The organism is Collinsella sp. TF12-2AT (genome assembly GCF_003436735.1).
Classification (GTDB): domain Bacteria; phylum Actinomycetota; class Coriobacteriia; order Coriobacteriales; family Coriobacteriaceae; genus Collinsella.
In genome coordinates, this window is sequence record NZ_QSQK01000001.1 from 111,453 (window position 1) to 130,515 (window position 19,063).

Annotated in this window: 15 protein-coding genes; 6 read left to right on the forward strand and 9 right to left on the reverse strand. The window is 58.7% G+C overall.

Annotated elements, in window-relative coordinates:
• Nucleotides 1–123 precede the first annotated feature (123 nt).
• A complete protein-coding gene (locus DXD24_RS00450; RefSeq protein ID WP_117645756.1) occupies nucleotides 124–1,503 on the reverse strand; it encodes an aldehyde dehydrogenase in 1,380 nt (459 codons plus the stop codon).
• A gap of 8 nt (nucleotides 1,504–1,511) precedes the next feature.
• On the reverse strand, nucleotides 1,512–2,732 hold the full coding sequence (locus tag DXD24_RS00455) for an iron-containing alcohol dehydrogenase (protein ID WP_117645758.1): 1,221 nt from the start codon (nucleotides 2,730–2,732) through the stop codon (nucleotides 1,512–1,514).
• A 253-nt stretch (nucleotides 2,733–2,985) separates the two neighbouring features.
• Here DXD24_RS00455 and DXD24_RS00460 point away from each other — a divergent pair, with 253 nt between their 5' ends.
• Entirely contained in the window at nucleotides 2,986–3,549 is a 564-nt protein-coding gene (locus DXD24_RS00460; protein ID WP_070097113.1) for a ferritin family protein, read from the forward strand.
• 242 nt (nucleotides 3,550–3,791) lie between these two features.
• On the opposite strand, the gene DXD24_RS00465 is transcribed toward DXD24_RS00460, so the two are convergent.
• Nucleotides 3,792–4,673 (reverse strand): hypothetical protein, encoded by an 882-nt coding sequence (locus DXD24_RS00465; protein WP_089573344.1) that lies wholly within the window; start codon nucleotides 4,671–4,673, stop codon nucleotides 3,792–3,794.
• 545 nt (nucleotides 4,674–5,218) lie between these two features.
• Nucleotides 5,219–6,652, reverse strand: a complete 1,434-nt coding sequence (locus DXD24_RS00470) for a PLP-dependent aminotransferase family protein (RefSeq protein ID WP_117645760.1) — start codon at nucleotides 6,650–6,652, stop codon at nucleotides 5,219–5,221.
• 145 nt (nucleotides 6,653–6,797) lie between these two features.
• Here DXD24_RS00470 and pdxS point away from each other — a divergent pair, with 145 nt between their 5' ends.
• Complete coding sequence (pdxS, locus tag DXD24_RS00475; RefSeq protein WP_117563525.1) at nucleotides 6,798–7,688, forward strand: pyridoxal 5'-phosphate synthase lyase subunit PdxS; 891 nt, start codon at nucleotides 6,798–6,800, stop codon at nucleotides 7,686–7,688.
• A 20-nt stretch (nucleotides 7,689–7,708) separates the two neighbouring features.
• Nucleotides 7,709–8,296, forward strand: coding sequence for a pyridoxal 5'-phosphate synthase glutaminase subunit PdxT (gene pdxT / locus DXD24_RS00480; RefSeq protein WP_117563526.1), 588 nt, complete (start codon nucleotides 7,709–7,711; stop codon nucleotides 8,294–8,296).
• Nucleotides 8,297–8,635: 339 nt separating this feature from the next.
• On the opposite strand, the gene DXD24_RS00485 is transcribed toward pdxT, so the two are convergent.
• Entirely contained in the window at nucleotides 8,636–9,544 is a 909-nt protein-coding gene (locus tag DXD24_RS00485; protein ID WP_117645762.1) for a hypothetical protein, read from the reverse strand.
• A gap of 152 nt (nucleotides 9,545–9,696) precedes the next feature.
• Nucleotides 9,697–11,112 carry an MFS transporter gene (locus tag DXD24_RS00490; protein WP_117645764.1) on the reverse strand — a complete coding sequence of 472 codons (1,416 nt, stop codon included), beginning with the start codon at nucleotides 11,110–11,112 and terminating at the stop codon, nucleotides 9,697–9,699.
• A gap of 204 nt (nucleotides 11,113–11,316) precedes the next feature.
• On the opposite strand from DXD24_RS00490, the gene DXD24_RS00495 reads away from it, so the two are divergent.
• Complete coding sequence (locus DXD24_RS00495) at nucleotides 11,317–11,727, forward strand: peptide deformylase (RefSeq protein WP_117563529.1); 411 nt, start codon at nucleotides 11,317–11,319, stop codon at nucleotides 11,725–11,727.
• A gap of 183 nt (nucleotides 11,728–11,910) precedes the next feature.
• Here the strand turns inward: DXD24_RS00495 and DXD24_RS00500 are convergent, their stop codons facing one another.
• On the reverse strand, nucleotides 11,911–13,431 hold the full coding sequence (locus DXD24_RS00500) for an aminotransferase class I/II-fold pyridoxal phosphate-dependent enzyme (RefSeq protein ID WP_117563530.1): 1,521 nt from the start codon (nucleotides 13,429–13,431) through the stop codon (nucleotides 11,911–11,913).
• A gap of 162 nt (nucleotides 13,432–13,593) precedes the next feature.
• The gene (locus tag DXD24_RS00505) at nucleotides 13,594–14,451 is read right to left on the reverse strand and encodes a LysR family transcriptional regulator (protein ID WP_117563531.1); all 858 of its coding nucleotides are present in this window, start codon (nucleotides 14,449–14,451) and stop codon (nucleotides 13,594–13,596) included.
• A 118-nt stretch (nucleotides 14,452–14,569) separates the two neighbouring features.
• On the opposite strand from DXD24_RS00505, the gene DXD24_RS00510 reads away from it, so the two are divergent.
• Nucleotides 14,570–15,481: a DMT family transporter gene (locus tag DXD24_RS00510; protein WP_117645766.1), complete on the forward strand. Its 912-nt coding sequence runs from the start codon at nucleotides 14,570–14,572 to the stop codon at nucleotides 15,479–15,481.
• Between the two features lie 211 nt (nucleotides 15,482–15,692).
• Nucleotides 15,693–17,942, forward strand: a complete 2,250-nt coding sequence (locus DXD24_RS00515) for a KUP/HAK/KT family potassium transporter (RefSeq protein ID WP_117563533.1) — start codon at nucleotides 15,693–15,695, stop codon at nucleotides 17,940–17,942.
• A 79-nt stretch (nucleotides 17,943–18,021) separates the two neighbouring features.
• Here DXD24_RS00515 and bsh read toward each other — a convergent pair whose 3' ends face one another.
• A complete protein-coding gene (gene bsh / locus DXD24_RS00520; RefSeq protein ID WP_089573355.1) occupies nucleotides 18,022–18,987 on the reverse strand; it encodes a choloylglycine hydrolase in 966 nt (321 codons plus the stop codon).
• Between the last annotated feature and the right edge of the window lie 76 nt (nucleotides 18,988–19,063).

Sequence of the window (19,063 nt, forward strand, 5' to 3'; positions counted from 1 at the left end):
GGAACACGGATGGCACCCGTGGCAGCGGGTCTTGCCAACTCCGATACACGTTTTCATCGTGAGAAATGGCCGTCTTCGCTTACGCGGGGGCGGCCACTTTGTTTATCCCTATGTCATCTGATTCTAATGCACAAACATGCGCACGAACTTGCGCTTCCAGCTTGCGTAAGGGGCATAGCGGAACGGCACGTCCAGCCACGTTGCCTTGTTCACGATGCTCTTCTTGTGGCTAAACGTATCGAAGCTCTCGCGTCCATGGTACTGTCCCATACCGCTCGCCCCCATGCCGCCAAAGCCCATATGGCTCGTGGCCAAATGCATAATGGTGTCATTAACACAGCCACCACCAAAGGGCACGTAACGCACAAAGCGCTGCTGAACCTCACGGTCTTGGCTAAAGATATACAGGGCCAGCGGCGTCGGACGATCCGTAATAAACGTCTCGGCCTCGTCTAGGCTCTCAAACGACAGCACCGGCAAGATGGGGCCGAAAATCTCCTCCTGCATTACGGCGTCCTCAGGCGCCACGCCGTCCAAAATCGTCGGTTCAATCTTGAGCGACGACTCGCGCGCGGTACCTCCCAGCACAACCTTGTCGGGGTCGATCAGCCCGCGTACGCGCGCGAAATGCTTGGCGTTGACAATATGACCGTAATTCTCATTGTCGAGCGGATGCTCGCCAAACATGCGGCGGGCCTCCTCCTTGATGAGGTCCAGCAGCTCGTCGTGCACGCGCGCATCGACCAGCAGGTAGTCGGGCGCCACGCAGGTCTGCCCCACGTTGAGCCATTTACCAAAGGCGATACGGCGTGCCGCGACCTTCAAGTTAGCCGTCGCATCCACGATGCAGGGACTCTTTCCGCCCAGCTCAAGCGTCACGGGTGTGAGGTTTTTACTTGCACGCTCCATGACGAGCTTGCCGACCGGAACGCTACCGGTAAAGAAGATCTTGTCCCAGCACTCATCGAGCAACGCTTCGTTTTCGGCACGCCCGCCTTCGACGACCGTCACCAAGCGCGGATCAAATGCCTCTTCACAGATTTGCTTGAGCACCGCGCTCGATGCCGGAGCATAGGCGCTCGGCTTGATGACCACGGTATTGCCCGCGGCAAGGGCGCCGGCGAGTGGCTCGAGCGTCAGTAAAAACGGGTAGTTCCACGGAGCCATGATGAGTGTGACGCCATAGGGCACGGACTGCGTCTTGCACACACTCACGGCGTTGGCGAGGTCACACGGACGCAGGCGCGAGCGACTCCATCGAGCCACATGCGCAATCTGATAACGAATCTCGGAAAGCGAGGTGCCGATCTCGCACATATACGCCTCGTCATGCGACTTTCCCAAATCGGTCTTGAGCGCATGGGCAATATCGGCCTCGTGGGCCCGCACCGCATCGCGTAAACTCACGAGCGCACGACGTCGAGCATCGACATCAAACGTGGCGTGCGTCTTAAAATAGGCGCGCTGATCGGCAACGATGCGCGCGATTTCCTCGGTGTTCATGGGCCCTCCTAGTTCTCGTCTTCAAACATACCACCCGCAACGACCTCGTACATATGCTCGAGCTCCAAACGGTCCATTAAAAGCGGAACGGGGTACAGGGGATTGGCCTCGGCATCGGCATGCGCCGCCATCTCAGGAATGTCGGAGCGGCGAATGCCCGTCACATATTTGGGTATGCCCAAGGCGGCGTTCATGCGGTCGACCCAATCGATAAAGGCCTCAGCAGCCACGTTGTCCAGCGCATTAGCCGGCGCAATGCCGGCCATGCGGGCGAGATCGGCGAGCTTGGGAGCAGCAGCTTCGCCATAGGCGCGAAGCATGTGCGGCAGGATGATGGCGTTGGCCAAGCCGTGGGGAATCCCGTAACGCCCGCCCAGGCTGTGCGCGATGGCATGGACGTATCCAACATAAGAGCGCGTAAAGGCAACGCCCGCTTTATACGCCGCCGAAAGCATATTGCGGCGCGCACGCATGTTGCCACCGCACTCATAGGCCTCGAGCAAATTGTCGTGGATGAGCTGCACCGCCTGGCGCGCCATCTTGCGCGTATAGGGCGTGGTGCTGCGCCCGATAAAGGCCTCGACGGCATGTGTCAGGGCGTCCATGCCCGTTTGCCCCGTAATGGAGGCGGGCAGGCCGCGCGTAAACTCGGGGTCGTGCACCGCAAAGCGCGGGATCAGCACAAAGCCGTTAATGGGATACTTGTAGTGCGTCTCGTCGTCGGTAATTACCGCTGCAAGCGTGACCTCGCTTCCCGTGCCCGCCGTGGTGGGAACGGCGATGAGCAGCGGCAGGCGACGATGGATACGCAACAGGCCGCGCATCTTGTTGATGGGCTTCTTTGGCTGCGCGATGCGCGCGCCCACGCCCTTGGCGCAGTCCATGGCCGAACCGCCGCCAAAGCCGATAATGGCCTGGCAGGCGCTCTCTCGATACAGAGATGCCGCTTCCTCCACGTTTGAGACCGTGGGGTTCGCACATGTTTCGGCATAGACCGCAGCGCTAATTCCCTTGGACGCGAGCGCTGTCTCGAGCGGTGCCGTGAGCCCCAGACGGGCAATGCCGGGATCTGTCACGATAAGAACATGGTGTATTGAACGCTTTTGAAGCACTGCGGGCACTTCCTCAGCGTGCTCTAAAATGCGTGGCTCGGTATAGGGCAGCACCGGCAATGCGATGCGAAAAACCGTTTGATACGTTCGGCACCAGGCGCGGCGGGCTAGATGCATAAAGGAAGCTCCTTCATTTGTTGATTGGTCAACATTTGCTCGACCGATTGTACTCATCGGAGGTCGCACGAGGTCTAGCAATCGTTAATCAATCAACATCTACACATGCTTAAATTGTTTTATTAAAAATCATTCCTAATAGGCTTCACATTCGGTCTCATTTATGGATAATAGAACTCGTCAAGACGCACGTCCGGAGAGGGCCCTTACGGGACCGGACGAGCGCACCATCGCCATCGATCGAAAGGATCGAATCATGAAGTTTGTTTGCCCCGTTTGCGGTTATGTGGAAGAGTTCGACGGCGACCAGCTGCCCGAGGATTTCAAGTGCCCCCAGTGCGGCGTTCCCGGCTCTCGCTTCCTGAAGCAGGAGGAGGGCCAGCTCGAGTGGGCTGCCGAGCACGTCGTGGGCGTCGCCAAGATGGAGGGCGTCTCCGAGGACATCGTTGCCGATCTGCGCGCCAACTTTGAGGGCGAGTGCTCCGAGGTCGGTATGTACCTGGCCATGGCTCGCGTTGCTCATCGCGAGGGTTATCCCGAGATCGGCCTGTACTGGGAGAAGGCTGCCCACGAGGAGGCCGAGCATGCCGCCAAGTTCGCCGAGCTCCTGGGCGAGGTCGTGACCGATTCCACCAAGAAGAACCTCGAGATGCGCGTTGAGGCCGAGAATGGCGCCACCGCCGGCAAGACCGATCTTGCCAAGCGCGCCAAGGCCGCTGGCCTCGATGCCATCCACGACACCGTGCACGAGATGGCTCGCGACGAGGCCCGCCACGGCAAGGCTTTCGCTGGCCTGCTCAAGCGCTACTTTGGCTAAGCCAACTGCCTGAGACATAACCTCTAGCTCGAAGAAGGCCCGGACCGTATTGGTTCGGGCCTTTTTGTGTCTCGAGGACTCGTTAACGCCCTGAAATAGAGCTATCTTCGGCATCGGTCTCTCGTCAAAAACTAAGTGAGTAGACTTTTCGAAACTTGCCGAGCAGACCATCCGTATTGCTTTATAAAGTCGCAGGTAAATGACTTGTTTCAAAACGGCCTGGTCGCCAAAGTGCCAAAAGCCTACTCACTTAGAACCGCAGCCGTCCACGATCGAGCTGTTTTGCGTCTAACGGGCATCTTTCCGTCGATTACTCCCAATTTTGTCCAGTCAACGAATAGTTCAGACCGGAGTAATGTCTCAGCCCTTTGCTCATCTGAGCTTTTATCACGATATTCAGCATCGAGCATCCTGCATATGGCCTTAACGATCGCGCGGAATCTATCCTCATCGGATATCTGTCTGTGTGTCAGGAGAAGTACATCGTAGCCCATGGCCTGAAGGGCCGTCATGCGGTCAGCGTCACGCAAGCCATCCCCTGCGCGTCCGTGCGAGGCCTTTCCCTGACATTCAATGGCCACCTGTCGCCTGCCGTCCGGCGAAGAAAGAAGTAGGTCGATATATACACGGGACTTTCCCACAATCGCTCGAGCACTTGTGCTTAGCATCACTTCAACATTAAGCTCTATGCCGCAAAAACCTTCGCCTCCCAGGGATCGCGGCAGTGCAAGTAGCAAATACGCCTCGACCTCAAAAGGCGACGCGGCGCCCAATGGAACGAGTTGCGATACCGCTATAAATCTATTGCCGTAACGCATCCCGCAAACATCTGAACAAAAACGGTCAAGGTCTCCGCCCAAAACCAAAGCGTCTCGACGCCATAAATTTGAGGCGGTGCCGTCCTCGGACGGGCAGCGCACCCAACCGAACGTTGTCGAAATCGCGCCCGAATCAATTGCACGCGAAAGCTCCGCCTCAAGTGCCGCCGGCAGGGCACACACCGCAAACAAGCCACACATCTCCGCCAATACCAAAAGAAGCTGAAGATCCGTCAGATGCCGCAACATGATGAATGCCGTCAGTAGAGGAGACGTAATCAAAACCCCATGCTCCGTTCCCAGCACGGATTCCCTGGGAAGCTCACCAAGAAACAGCCGCTGCCTAATGCTGGCAGGACAAGTCCGTTTGTTTCTCGACCGAACCAATGTATACAACGGAAAACCGAGCGCGACCGCAGCCGTCGGGTTGCGGGCGAGATCATATCGCTGCCGGTCTTCTTCCGGTCGTGGAAGCGGCGGACACAAAGCGCGGACTTGAGGAGGCAAACGCCAGTACCTAAAAGCTGATATGTCACAAAGTAGATCCTTCATAGGCACAGGAAAACACGAATTTCAACCCAGTCAGTCACGCATTGGCGCGAACGCACCAAAAATGGCGCCGAACGGACTGCCAAGTTTTCAACAGCCCTCCCCAACTGGCCAAAAGCTTGCCGAGAGCTGGACGAAGCCCTGTTGAAAACCCCATTTTTTCTCATGCAGGAGCTTTGCGCGGCAAGTGAGTAGACTTTTTTGAACATCCCGAGCAGGCCGGTCATCCTGCTTTTCAAAACCGCAGGTAGATAGCTTGTTACAAAACTGCCTGGTCGCCAAAGTGCTAAAAGTCTACTCACTTAGGTTGCAGAGTGCCCCCCCATTAGCTGCAATTCCAAGGTAGTTAGTACTTTTGGACTCAGATCGTCATACTGAACAAGAATTTGAGTTGAGTTTTCAGGGACAGATGCGCCATCGGCACACCAAAAACAGTCACCGATATCGATAAAAGGGATGCTCGAGCGCGTGAGGGCCCGTGCAAAAGAGCTTCCGCCCGCGTCACACTCCACGGCCACGACGCAGTAAAGGCCGGCGTCCGCGTACTCGATCGAGACTTCCCCTGCCGGAAACGTTTTCCGTACAAGCGCCGCCAGGCCATCACGCGCCCCACGAGCACGAACGCGCACGCGGTTCACATGTCGCTCGTAATCACCCGATTCCAGCAAACGCGCCAAGGCAACCTGATCAACAGAACTTACCGACGAGGCGTAGAAACCAAGGTTGCGTTTAAACCTCTCCATTAGTTCATCGGGCAGCACCATGTACGCCAAACGTAACGCCGATGAAAGGCTCTTCGAAAACGTGTTGGTGTAGATAACCGACTGGGCGGCATCGATCGACGCGAGCGCGGGAATCGGCTTGCCGGCAAGGCGAAACTCACAATCAAAGTCGTCTTCGATGAGATACCGACCTGGCCGCTCGGCGGCCCAGCTCAGCAACGCATAGCGACGTGCAATGCTCGTCACAAGACCGGTCGGATACTGATGAGACGGCATCAGGTGAAGGACATCGGTCCCGGTTTTCTGCAGCGCGCTCAAGTCCACGCCCTCAGCATCCAACGGGACATGCCGCACTTCGCAACCCATGGCCTGATAGATGCGCGTCAAGCGCAAATAGCCTGGATCCTCGACGGCATACACCTTGTCCGCGCCAAGCAACTGAACCAACATGGTATCGAGCAGCTGGGCGCCCGCACCGATAACGATATTGTCGGGATTGACATTCATGCCCCTTGTCCCGCGCAGATGGCGCGCAATCGCACGTCGCAGTCGAGCGGTGCCCTGCGCCGGTGCGGGCGAAAAGATTTCACGTTCGTCTTCGGACGTCAGCGTCGCCCGTAGCGCACTTTGCCAAAGCCGCGCCGCCTCCAAGGCGGAAGGAGAAAGCGCATCGAATCGCTCGACCTGTCCGTTGACATCATGCGCGCTGGGGCCCACGGAGGCGTCATCTCGGTCGATGCCCTCCGCAGCCGAAGCCAAAACCGGTGCATCGGGAAGCTCGCACGCGTAGTAACCACAGCGCGGCTTTGAGCAAATATAACCCTCGGCAAGCAACTGGCTATATGCATTTTCGATTGTAATGACACTAATTCCCAGATGACTGGCAAAGGCGCGCTTAGACGGAAGATGCTCCCCCGCCGCAATACGTCCAGCTACAATATCATCTCGAATTTGCTGGTAAACATACTCATAGAGCGATGCTTCGCCGCGGTTTTCCAAATTATAGTCAAGCATGAGTTTGTCACCTGACCTTATCGAGTCATTCAATCTGGCATTAGTCTGACCTTGCTATTATCTCGAAAACTGAGTATTTCGCCATACCCAGCTCCCCGATAGGATGTTCCGTCAAGCAATACACATGCCAACCAAGGGAGCAACCATGGCAGAACAGACCAGCAAGGCCGATCGCGTTAAACTCAACCGCGAGCTCGCGCAGATGCTCAAGGGCGGCGTCATCATGGACGTCACCACGCCCGAGCAGGCACGCATCGCCGAAGAGGCGGGTGCTTGCGCCGTCATGGCGCTTGAGCGCATCCCGGCCGACATCCGTGCCGCGGGTGGCGTCTCGCGCATGAGCGATCCCAAGATGATTAAGGGCATCCAGGAAGCCGTCTCCATCCCCGTTATGGCCAAGTGCCGCATCGGCCACATTGTCGAGGCGCAGATCCTGCAGGCCATCGAAATCGATTACATCGATGAGTCCGAGGTCCTCTCCCCTGCCGACGATGTCTACCACATCGACAAGACCCAGTTTGACGTGCCGTTTGTCTGCGGTGCCCGCGACCTGGGCGAGGCGTTACGCCGTGTTGCCGAGGGCGCCACGATGATTCGCACCAAGGGCGAGCCGGGCACGGGCGACGTCGTCCAGGCTGTGCGCCACATGCGCAAAATCCAAAAGCAGATCCGCGACGTTGTCGCTCTGCGCGACGACGAGCTCTTTGAGGCAGCCAAGCAACTGCAGGTTCCGGTTGAGCTGGTCCGCGAGGTCCATGCCACAGGCAAGCTTCCCGTCGTGAACTTTGCCGCCGGCGGCATAGCGACCCCCGCCGACGCCGCGCTGATGATGCAGCTGGGTGCTGAGGGCGTCTTTGTCGGCTCGGGTATCTTTAAGAGCGGCGACCCCGCCAAGCGCGCCGCCGCCATCGTTAAGGCCGTGGCCAACTTCACCGACGCCAAACTCATCGCTGAGCTTTCGGAGGACCTGGGCGAGGCTATGGTGGGCATCAACGCCGACGAGATCGAGATCATCATGGAGGAGCGCGGACGCTAGTCCAGCAGAAAGGATCGCACATGAGCGATTACGCAGACCAGACGGTCGCCGTGCTGGCGGTCCAAGGTGCTTTTACCGAGCACGAGGCGAGGCTGTCCGAGCTGGGCGCACGTTATATTGAGCTGAGGCAGGCGGCTGATTTGAAGCAGAGCTTTGACCGCCTGGTCCTCCCCGGCGGCGAGTCCACCGTTCAAGGGAAGCTGCTTGATGAGCTGGGCATGCTCGAGCAGCTTCGTGCCCGCATCGCCAAAGGCATGCCCGTCCTGGGCACCTGCGCCGGCCTGATTCTGCTGGCTCACGACCTTGCCGCCCATGACGATAAGGGCACGCCGCGTTTGGCAACCATGGATGTACTTGTCGAGCGCAATGCCTACGGCAGGCAGCTCGGCAGCTTTCGCACCAAGGGACAGGTAGACGGCATCGACGGTGAAGTGCCGCTGACGTTTATCCGCGCGCCCCGCATCGTCGAGGTCCACGGCGACGCCAAGGCCTTGGCAGAGGTCGATGGCCGCATCGTCGCCGCCCGCGAGGGCAACCAGCTCGGCGTAACCTTCCACCCCGAACTCGATAAAGACACCCGCCTCCACGAACTGTTCCTACAAATGTAGGCGGAATAGAAACGAGCGTGGATTTTCGCACACACAACAAATGAGAGTGGATAATCTCCCACTTTGAGCTCGAACACAGGCCCAAACCGGGAGATTATCCACTCTCATGCTATGTAGTCGTTTAAGAACGTCCCCAATGACTACTTTTTGGCAGGCTTGGATTAAGGCAACGCCGATGTCTTGGTACCGACAGCGAAAACCCGCCAGAGCGAGCAAGGTGCCTTGAAACAAGGCGGCATTGACCTTCTGGTCATGCCGCCGAAGTTGAAAGGCAGATTGCCGCTCTGGCGGGTTTGCAGCGTCAAGTGGTTACGGCGTTTGGTAAAACGCCGTAACTAATTAGAAACGGTTGCCGCGGAAGCCGCCACCGTTGCGGCCGCCACGGTCGCCACCGCGACCGCCGCGGTCGTTGCCACGGTTGCCGCCGAAGCCACCACGGTTGCCACCGCGATCGCCATAGCCACCACGGTTGCCACCAAAGCCGCCGCGACCGCCACGGTCGCCGCCACGGTCGCCAAAGCCGCCACGGCCACCGCGCTCGCCACCGCGGCCGCCGCGGTCACCGCCACGACCACCGCGATCGCCAAAGCCGCCGCGACCGCCACGGTCGCCGCCACGCCCACCGCGCTCGTCACGGCCGCCGCGAGGACCGCGGTCCTCGTCCAGGCCCATGGCGACGAGCGGAGCGATAACCTTATCGAGAGCGGCCATCAGCTCGGTGGCCTCCTCGTAAGAAAGCTCGGGCAGGAGCTTCTCCTTCTTGTTGGCAAGCTCGGTCAGGCCCTCAGCGGCATCCTCGGCAGCGAAGACAACGATCTTGCGCATATCGCCCTCGGCGTCGTCGATGCGGCCGACCAGATCGGCAGCCTCGGCCTCGGCCATCAGGCCATCGAGCTCACGAAGGCGCATGCCCAGCAGGTCGGACATTTCCTTCTGCTCCATCTTGGGCTTGAGGTCAAGAAGCTTGATGGCGCGCTCGATGTTCGCCATGCGCTCGGCCTTGGCCTCCTCCTCCTTGGAAATAGCAAAGCGACGGCTGCGCAGCAGGCGGGCGGCCTTCTGCATCTTGTCCATCAGCTCTTCGTCATCGTAATCAGCGGCGGCCTCGACAACCTCGGCCTCCTCGGCGGAAACCTCGTCAGCAGCCTCAACCTCAGCAGCTTCGGTCTCCACGGTCTCGACTGCCTCGACCTCGGCAGCCATGGTCTCGTTCTCGGTCTCGTTCATGATCTCTTCGTTCTCGGACATGAGACTCCTTCTTGGCCCTCTCGGGCATCATCGCCCCATTCGCGGGGCCCGTCGCGCACTCTTTGCGCTTTAAACAATCATGCCTCTCGGCAAAACGTCCATTAGTTTATGGTGTCGCCCGCCAATCTAGCTGCAGAATCTATGTGCACACATTAATGCGACATGTGCGACTCGCGGCGGGCGTACACCAGCGACACCGCGAACCCAACCACGGCAATCACGGCCGCCACGCGCACGGCAGCCGCAAATCCGATCGCCTGGGCAACGTCCGCCGCAACGCCAGTGGCGCCGGCAACCGCCGCAGAACTCGAAAGCAGACCGATAAACAGCGATGGACCCAGCGACGCGGCAATCATGTTCCACGTGTTGAGCAATGCCGTTCCGTGAGGATGCTCAGCGGCAGGCAGCGTCTCCAAGCCGGCCGTCTGCGAGGGGCTCAGCACTAAACCGACGCCAGCATACACCACAATGGTCAGTGCCACGACGACGCCGATGTTCATGCTTGCCGCCGTCATCGAAATGGCAGTCTGCCCCACGGCAATCAGGGCAAAGCCGACCGGCAGCAGCGGCCATGCGCCACGGGCGTCCATCACGCGTCCGCCCACAATCGAGGTCACGGCGTTGCAGGCAATCGCCGGCAAAATGAGCAGGCCCGCAACAAGAGCAGTCATGCCGTATGCGCCCTCAAAATAGAGCGGCAGCAAAACGCTCATCGAGAACGTCGTCATCATCGACACCACCACAAGCAGGCACGCAGGCCAAAAACGAACGCTCGCCATGGGGCGCACGTTGAGCACCGGATGTTCGAGCTTGAGCTGGCGGACCGCAAACAGGCCAAGCAGCACCACAGCGGCGAAAAGCGTCACGATACCGGTCATCACATTGGTCGAGAACTCGCCTACGGAATATACAAACGCCGTGATTCCGGCCGCTAGCAAAGCAACCGACAGAATATCAAGCGTAGTGTTCGAGCGCTCTCCAACATTCCGAACGAGCTTTGCTGCCGCCGCGGCGACCACGACACCGCCCACCAGCGGCACTACGAACACCGCCCTCCAGCCAAACAACGTGCACATAAGACCGCTGATCACGGGACAAAATGCCGGCCCTAGCGTAATGCAGGCACCGCCCAGGCTCAGATACAGACCGAGCTTCTCGCGCGGGGCGCAAGACAGCACCACGTTCATCATGAGCGGGAACAAGATGCCCGATCCCGCAGCCTGCAAAATACGACTTGGCAGCAAGACAGTAAACGTTGGGGCGACCAGGCACAGGACTTCTCCGGCGACCAGGCATCCACATGCGAAAAACAGCAGCTTGCGCGTCGAGAAGCGACCGGAAAGAAAGGCCATGATGGCCGTAAAGATCGACGTCACGATCATGTAGCCCGAAACAAGCCACTGCGCCGTGATGGCACTCACCGAAAAGGCCGCCATGATGTCGTGCAACGCCACGTTAATGATGTTCTCGTTAAACGCGGCAACAAAGGCCGCGATATACATTACGGCGAGAAACGCCGAAGTGGCCGATGGCGCTACTTGAACTTGTTGCTGAGATTTGCTCCCCATGCATTTCCTTCCTCTTGGAACGACAGTCGTATCGCCCCAGAGGAACAGTCCAGGGCGAGGATGAGCCCTAGACTTACGCCAGACGCCGCACGCGACGAGTCTGGCAACATGGTCCAACGTCGAAAGATTGTAACGCGAACGCGCAGCTTTCCTTCCGCGCTATTATTAAAAGTCCACGAAAGCATGAGACATGAGGAGCCCGCCATGATTAAGCCCATCATGAAATCCGAGTTCTTTTTGCGCCTGCCTTCCGAAGACGCGGGCCCCGATGACGCCGTGACCGGGCAGGACCTCCTGGATACGCTCCATGAGCATGAGCACGAGTGCGTGGGCCTTGCCGCCAACATGATTGGCGTGCGCAAACGCATCATCTGCGTAAAGGACGGCAACAGGGCGCTGCTGATGTACAACCCTCAAATTCTTGAGCAGGTCAATTCCTATCAGACGAGCGAAGGATGTCTCTCGCTTTCCGGCGAGCGCCCCTGTACTCGCTATCGCCGCATTAAGGTTGAGTATTTGGACGAGAATTTCGTCCACCGCATCAAAAACTTCTCGGGCTACACCGCCGAGATCATCCAACACGAAATCGACCACTGCAACGGGATTGTTATTTAGACAGCCAGGGTAACGATGCAGGTTGAGCACACGACAGCGAGCGAGCCGCATTTGCACCAAGGTGACGTGAAATGAGAGGGCGCTGACCTTCTGGTCGCGCCCTCGAAATTGAACGTCAGATTGGCGTGAATGCGGCTCGCGCAGCGTCAAGTGGTCCGCCGTTCGGTAGAACGGCGGAACTAATTAGCTCTGGCGGTAATGATCGAAGAAGTCGGCGAGGTCTTCGAGCGACTCTTTGAGCACTTCCATGCGCGGCAGGTACACGATGCGGAAGTGGTCGGGCTCACCCCAGTTAAAGCCGCCGCCGCGCGTGATCAGGATCTTCTTCTCGTGCAGCAGGTCAAGGGCGAACTGCTCGTCGTCAGTGATGTTGAACTTCTTCACATCCATCTTGGGGAAGATATAGAACGCCGCACGCGGCTTGACCACCGAGATGCCGTCGATCTTGTTGAGTGCCTCATACACGAAGTTGCGCTGCTCGTAGACACGACCGCCGGGGCGGATGTAGTTGTTAACAGACTGATGGCCGCCGAGCGCCGTCTGGACGATTGACTGAGCCGGCACGTTGGAGCACAGGCGCATGTTCGAGAGCATGTTGATGCCCATAATAAAGTCGCTCATGCAGCGCTGGTTACCCGAAAGCACCATCCAGCCAATACGATAGCCCGCGATCATGTGCGACTTGGAAAGGCCGCTAAAGGTGACGCAGGGCAGGTCGGGAGCGAGCGAGGCAATCGAGACGTGCTCGTAGCCGTCCATGCACAGGCGGTCGTAGATCTCATCGGCAAAAATCATGAGCTGGTGCCTGCGCGCGATCTCAACGATGCCCTCGAGTACCTCGCGCGGATAGACCGAACCCGTGGGGTTGTTGGGGTTGATGATGACGAGGGCCTTGGTCGCGCTCGTGATCTTGGACTCCATATCCTCCAGGTCGGGATACCAATCCGCTTGCTCATCACACAGATAGTGAACGGGATGACCGCCGGCAAGGGTTGCGCACGCCGTCCAGAGCGGATAGTCGGGGCTGGGGATCAGAATCTCGTCGCCATTGTCGAGCAGCGCGTTCATCGAAAGCTGAATGAGTTCGGACACGCCGTTGCCCGTGTAGATGTGCTCCATCTGAACATTGGGCAGGCCCTTGATCTGCGAGTACTGCATGATTGCCTTGCGCGCGGAGAACAGGCCACGCGAGTTGGAATAGCCTTCGCAGTCGGGCAGCTGCTGGCGCATGTCCTTGATGACCTCATCGGGCGTGCGGAAACCAAAGGGCGCCGGATTACCGATGTTGAGCTTGAGAATACGCTCGCCCTCGTCCTCCATACGGGCGGCCTCGTCGACGACGGGGCCGCGCACGTCATACAGGACGTTATCGAGCTTGGTGGATTTAGAAAAAGTACGCATGGTGGTGCTCCTTGGAATTTGAGCTGAGGGATGGGGTTCGGGCTTGGGCACGTTGCGAGGCGATGATTCCTCGCCTTGATCGGCGTCACCGGCGAGCAGCCAGGAAACATCGACCTCCAAAATACGAGCGAGCAGCTCTGCCACATCGCGCCGCGGGATCGTCTTGCCGCTCACATATTGGCTCATCTGACTCTTGCCGAGTTTTTTTCCGAGCATCTCCGATGCGCGGATTACGTCCGACTGGCGAACGTCGCGATCGGACATGGTCTGTCGCAGGCGATCGCTAAACGTCTCTTGGGCCATTAGAACCTCCTTGCTGGCAAAGTTCAATTTATAGAACACGAATTGAACCTAAGTTCAATTTAGGCAGCAGTATAGCGCCGTACCTTATTCGGAAGTTCAATTTCACAAGAAAACGTACCGAACTCCGAGATTTGCCCAAGGCGGACAATGACGCGCACGCGTTTAGAGATATTCAAGGAATCGAGCGGCGGCAAGCGAAACGTCAGCCGTGCGATATATCGCGTTGATCTGCCGATGGGGATGTCCCTCGAGCGGACGCACGGCGACATCGAACTGACAGCGGCGCAAGATGAGCGCCGGAAGAATACTCACGCCCAGACCGTCCTCGACCATGGCCATAATCGCATAATCATCCCAGGTCGATAGCTTAGAACGCACCGCCAGACCCGCGCGGCGAAACAGCGGCGTAATCTCGTCGTCGCTACCGCGTTCCAGCAGAATAAACTGCTCGTTGGCCAAATCGGCAAGGCAAACGACCTCCGCGGTGGCAAGCGAGGAGTCCGCTGGCACCACGGCCATCAGCTCGTCTTGCACCAACGGCCGCGACGCCATACCGGCGCCGCGTGGCTCGCGCGGAATAAAGCCCAGGTCGCAGCGGCCTTCCGCCACCCATTGCTCAATCTCGGAGTAATCACCCATCAGCAGCTCGTAATCGACTTCCGGGTGATCAGCGCGAAACCGCGCGATCACCGGCGGCAGTACATGGGTCGCCACACTCGAGAATGTACCGATACAGATCTTGCCACGCATGAGCCCCCGCATCTCGTCCACGCGTCGCTGCAGGCGGCCAAACTCTTCGCATAACGCCTCGACTGCCGGCATGACCTGCCGCCCGTCGGCAGAAAGCACCACGCCCTCGCGGCTGCGATCAAGCACCTTAAAACCCCAGTCTGCCTCAAGGTCGCCCACCATGCGGCTCACGCCCGACTGCGAATAGCTCAGCCGCTCTGCAGCATGCGTAAAGCTGCCGGCACGCACCGTCTCGAGCAGCACTTGCATCTTTTGAATATTCGTTTCCACGGCATCCCTCCACCTTTACATGAGTTTTTGTCATGTTATCCATGCATTATATTCGCTTTTCTTCTAAAGCCACCTCACCCATAGTGAACATGCTCGGATATAGAGGAGATGTCAGCACATGAACAACGGACTGTTTACGTACTTAGCAGCATTGCTATTGTTTGGCTCCAACGGCATCATCGCCGCTGCCATCGCGCTGCCGAGCTCCGATATCGTACTGTTGCGCACGTTTTTGGGCGCTCTCACCCTTGCCGCCACCCTCTTCATAACCAAGCGCCATAACCTGCAGGCTCCGTCTCGCCCCCGCGAGGCCGCAGCGCTCATCGTCTCGGGCGCCGCGCTGGGCGCCAGCTGGATTTTCCTGTTCCGCGCCTATCAGACGATCGGCGTTGGCATCTCCTCGTTGTTGTATTACTGCGGCCCCATCATCGTTATGGCCCTCTCCCCGCTCATTTTTGGCGAAAAGCTGACCGGCGGCAAAATCGCCGGGTTTATCGCCGTTGCCTGTGGCGCCTTTCTCATTGCGGCGCAAGGTCTAGGCGGCAATATGCCCATTGCGGGTATCGCTTGCGGCATCGCCTCGGCCTTCTGCTACGCCTTGATGGTCATCGCTAGCAAGGGTGCGCCACACATCGAAGGCCTCGAGAACTCCACGCTCCAGGTGAGCGCCGCCTTTGTAACCGCGTTGATCCTTACGCTCTTCACGCAAGGTGCCCCCTCGTTCCTCTCCCCCAGCATTGCCGCCGGCATCGATTGGGGCGCCGTCGCCATGCTCGGCGTCGTCAACACCGGCATCGGTTGCCTGCTCTACTTTAGTGCCGTCGCCAAGCTGCCCGTCCAGACCGTCGCGGTCGTCGGCTACCTCGAGCCGCTTTCGGCCGTCGTGTTCTCCGTTGCCCTTTTGGGAGAGACCATGACGCCCATCCGCCTCATGGGCGCCGCGTTGATCATCGGCGGCGCGATCTTTTGCGAAGTCGCCGGCAAACGCGCAGACACCAAAGCAAGCATCGCCCAAGTAGCACGCGCCTAAAAGCCCCTCTTCAGTTTCAAAGCAGGGGCGCGTCCGTGGTTATCACATTGCAGCAAGACCATACAGCCGGTGCGCCCCTGTTTTGAAATGCTACCTGCGTACATGAATAATCCCCAGATGGGGATTATTGTCTAAAACACCCCGATGTGCCAAACTGCTCTTATATGTATAAAGATGGCATAAAGGTTATCTGCCCTAGACAGATAACCGGATGTCTAAGGGAGTCCACGTGGCACACAACAAACTGGAGGCAAACCTCCAAGACCAGCACGGACAGAGCGGGCATGGAGCCATTCCCCTTTCTGCTGGTATGTTGCTCGTAACGCTCGGCGTCGTCTATGGCGACATCGGCACGAGCCCTATGTACACCATGAAATCAATCGTCGCCAACAACGGCGGCATCGGTACCGTCAGCGAGGACATGATCCTGGGCGCGCTTTCGCTCGTCATCTGGACCATGACGCTCGTAACCACGGTCAAGTACGTGCTAATCGCCATGAGGGCCGACAACCACAACGAGGGCGGTATCTTCGCCCTGTTCAGTCTCGTGCGCAAAGTGGCGCCGTGGCTGATCCTTCCCGCCATGATCGGCGGTGCGGCGCTGCTTGCCGACGGCATCCTCACCCCCGCCGTCACGGTCACCACAGCCATCGAGGGTCTGCGCACCATCGAGTGGGGCCACGCGCTATTGGGCGACGGCCAGACCAACGTCATCATTATTACCATCATCATTATCTGCGGCCTATTTGCCATGCAGCGCGCCGGCACCTCGTCAATCGGCAAGCTCTTCGGCCCGCTCATGACGCTATGGTTCCTGTTCCTGGCGGGCGCCGGCCTGTTCAACATGCTCGGCAACCTGTCCATCTTGCGCGCACTCAACCCCATCCGCGGCATCATGTTCCTGTTCTCGCCCATCAACCACTCGGGCATCATGGTGCTCGGCTTCGTCTTCCTGTCGACGACCGGCGCCGAGGCGCTCTATTCGGACATGGGTCACGTGGGCAAGGCTAACATTTACGCATCCTGGCCGTTCGTAAAGGCGGCCCTCATCCTTAACTATCTGGGTCAGGGCGCTTGGCTGCTCGCCAACAACTCCAATCCCCAGATGCTCGCGATGGACATCGTCAACCCGTTCTACATGATGCTTCCCGAGCCCCTGCGCCCCTTTGCCATCGTGCTATCGGCCGTAGCGGCCATCATCGCCTCGCAGGCGCTTATCACCGGCTCGTTCTCGCTGGTATCCGAGGCCACGCGTCTCAACCTTATGCCGCATCTGCGCATCCACTACCCCAGCGACACCAAGGGTCAACTCTATATTCCGCTCGTCAACAACATCATGTGGGTCGGCTGTATCTTCATCGTGCTGCTGTTCCAAAACTCCGAGCGCATGGAGAGCGCCTACGGCCTCGCCATCACCGTGACTATGCTCATGACCACGACGCTTTTGACGAGCTATATCGCCGGCATCCTCAAGCACAAGCTGGGCGCCTGCGTCTTTGCCCTGCTTTTTGGCGCCATCGAGCTCTGCTTCTTTGCCTCGTGCCTCACCATGTTCTTTGACGGCGGCTATGTGATGATCTTCCTGGCCTCGCTGCTGTTTGGCCTTATGTACGTGTGGCGCCGCGGCACCGCCATCGAGCGCACGCAGACGATCCTGCTGCCCGTCTCCAAGTACATCGATCAGCTCAACCGCCTGCGCAACGACGAGACCTACCCCGTGCTCGCCGACAATCTGGTGTTCCTCACCAACAGCCCCGACCCGCTCACGCTCGACCGCGACGTGCTCTATTCCATCCTGGACAAGCACCCCAAGCGCGCCAAGGCATATTGGTTCATCAACGTGCACGTTACCGACGAGCCCTATACGCACGAGTATTCCGTCGAGACCTTTGGCACGGACTTTTTGTTCCGCGTGCGCCTGGACCTGGGCTTTAAGGTCAACCAGCGCATCAACGCCTATCTGCGTCAGATCGTTGGCGACTTGATGACATCGGGTGAGCTGCCACCGCAGCATCACACCTACTCCATCTACGAGACACGCGGCAACGTGGGCGACTTCCGTTTTTGCATGCTGCGCAAGATGCTTGCCCCCGAAACGGACATCAACCGCAACGACCACCGCGTGATGGCCATCAAGTACGCCGTCCGCCGCGCCTGCGGAAGCCCGGCACGCTGGTACGGTCTTGAGAACTCGGCGATCATCATCGAGTACGTGCCTCTCTTTGCCCGCATGCGTCCGGCGGTCAAACTCGTACGCACCCATGTGCCGCTCGAGGTCCAGATCGAAGAAGCCGAGGAAATGGAAGTCGATATCTTCTCGGACGACCTGGTCAACGGCAACGAGGCCGGTAGGGACATGAACGTCGATCCCACCGAGCTGCTCGAGAGCGTCGCCGATACGCCCGAACAGCAACAGCTCGACGGCCTCGAGAGTGCCCAGCTCAACGACGTCAACTTCTAGCGACGTCACACATCGATGACAGTGGCCCTGCACCTCACGGGAGATGCAGGGCCATTTTGCATTGCAGTAAAGCTATGGGCTACGAACGACGCGGCTCGGGAACCACGAGCCTATCGGGGCTCGCGCCCTCGGCATCCATCAGGCTCACGTAGCGAATCGACGGATCCCCATACATCGCGTAGTAATAATTGCCCGTGCGCGCGCTAAAGCATCCGGTGTAGATAGTCTTCTCGAACTTGCCATCGCCCATCCTGGACGCTCCCTCGATCATCACCACGCCCTCGAGCGAGCGGAACATGCGAACGACGTTTTCGGTCTCGCTCTCCTTTTGCGGGTAATTGGCATTGAGGTACGCCGCCTTTACAAAACGGCTCGGCGAATAGCAATCGCCCGGAATGCCGCGCATGCCGGCACCGGCTCCATAGGGCTTAAGCTCGGCGCCACGCCATGTCGCCGTCTGCGGAAAATCGCTTGTGGCGGTGATATAGGTGCGCAGGTTTTCCATGTGCCACGGGAAGGTCGGCTGGTTGGCAAGGGTGTCGACCGGATCGTCGTATACATGCAGGCCGTCAGCCATCATCTCGACCACGATGCTGCGCTGGCTGTCGCCGATAATCCAATGGAGCAGCGACACGCCCAGCCCCTCTCCGGCAGATTTGGCGACAATCACCGTGTCGCGCAGCGCGGCCTCGACCTCATCGACCGTCGAGAACGTCGCTGCCACCCACAGGGGAAACTCATAGGCCGCGATATTGGTCTTTCCATCAACCGGGCCCTCGGCATACTCGGCATAGCCGGGAAAGTTGAGCCCCGCCACAGCCAGACCCGCATCGTTACCACAGTCGAAAAACATGGGATAGTTCTTGTAATCGATGCACATGCCGATTACCGCGTGTGCCGCCGACGCATCGTCGATAAACGAATACGGGATGTGAAACCCGCGCGGCATCACGCGAACCTGTTGGCCGTAGTCAAAGCTCCAGTCGAGGTTGCGGCCTAGATACATGTGGCCAGAATTATCGGTAAATCGAATGCTCGTACACATAGCGCCTCCTAGCTTTACGTTCTTGTTAAGCTCATTGTCACCAAACAAAAAGGCGCTAAACACAAAAGCCCGGACA

Excerpts from the sequence above, each read along its gene's own strand:
- DXD24_RS00450 (WP_117645756.1), bottom strand. The coding sequence starts at position 1,503 with ATGAACACCGAGGAAATCGCGCGCATCGTTGCCGATCAGCGCGCCTAT.
- DXD24_RS00485 (WP_117645762.1), bottom strand. The coding sequence starts at position 9,544 with ATGTCCGAGAACGAAGAGATCATGAACGAGACCGAGAACGAGACCATG.
- DXD24_RS00510 (WP_117645766.1), top strand. The coding sequence starts at position 14,570 with ATGAACAACGGACTGTTTACGTACTTAGCAGCATTGCTATTGTTTGGC.
- DXD24_RS00470 (WP_117645760.1), bottom strand. The coding sequence starts at position 6,652 with ATGCTTGACTATAATTTGGAAAACCGCGGCGAAGCATCGCTCTATGAG.
- pdxT (WP_117563526.1), top strand. The coding sequence starts at position 7,709 with ATGAGCGATTACGCAGACCAGACGGTCGCCGTGCTGGCGGTCCAAGGT.
- bsh (WP_089573355.1), bottom strand. The coding sequence starts at position 18,987 with ATGTGTACGAGCATTCGATTTACCGATAATTCTGGCCACATGTATCTA.
- pdxS (WP_117563525.1), top strand. The coding sequence starts at position 6,798 with ATGGCAGAACAGACCAGCAAGGCCGATCGCGTTAAACTCAACCGCGAG.
- DXD24_RS00490 (WP_117645764.1), bottom strand. The coding sequence starts at position 11,112 with ATGGGGAGCAAATCTCAGCAACAAGTTCAAGTAGCGCCATCGGCCACT.
- DXD24_RS00500 (WP_117563530.1), bottom strand. The coding sequence starts at position 13,431 with ATGGCCCAAGAGACGTTTAGCGATCGCCTGCGACAGACCATGTCCGAT.
- DXD24_RS00455 (WP_117645758.1), bottom strand. The coding sequence starts at position 2,732 with ATGCATCTAGCCCGCCGCGCCTGGTGCCGAACGTATCAAACGGTTTTT.
- DXD24_RS00495 (WP_117563529.1), top strand. The coding sequence starts at position 11,317 with ATGATTAAGCCCATCATGAAATCCGAGTTCTTTTTGCGCCTGCCTTCC.
- DXD24_RS00515 (WP_117563533.1), top strand. The coding sequence starts at position 15,693 with ATGTCTAAGGGAGTCCACGTGGCACACAACAAACTGGAGGCAAACCTC.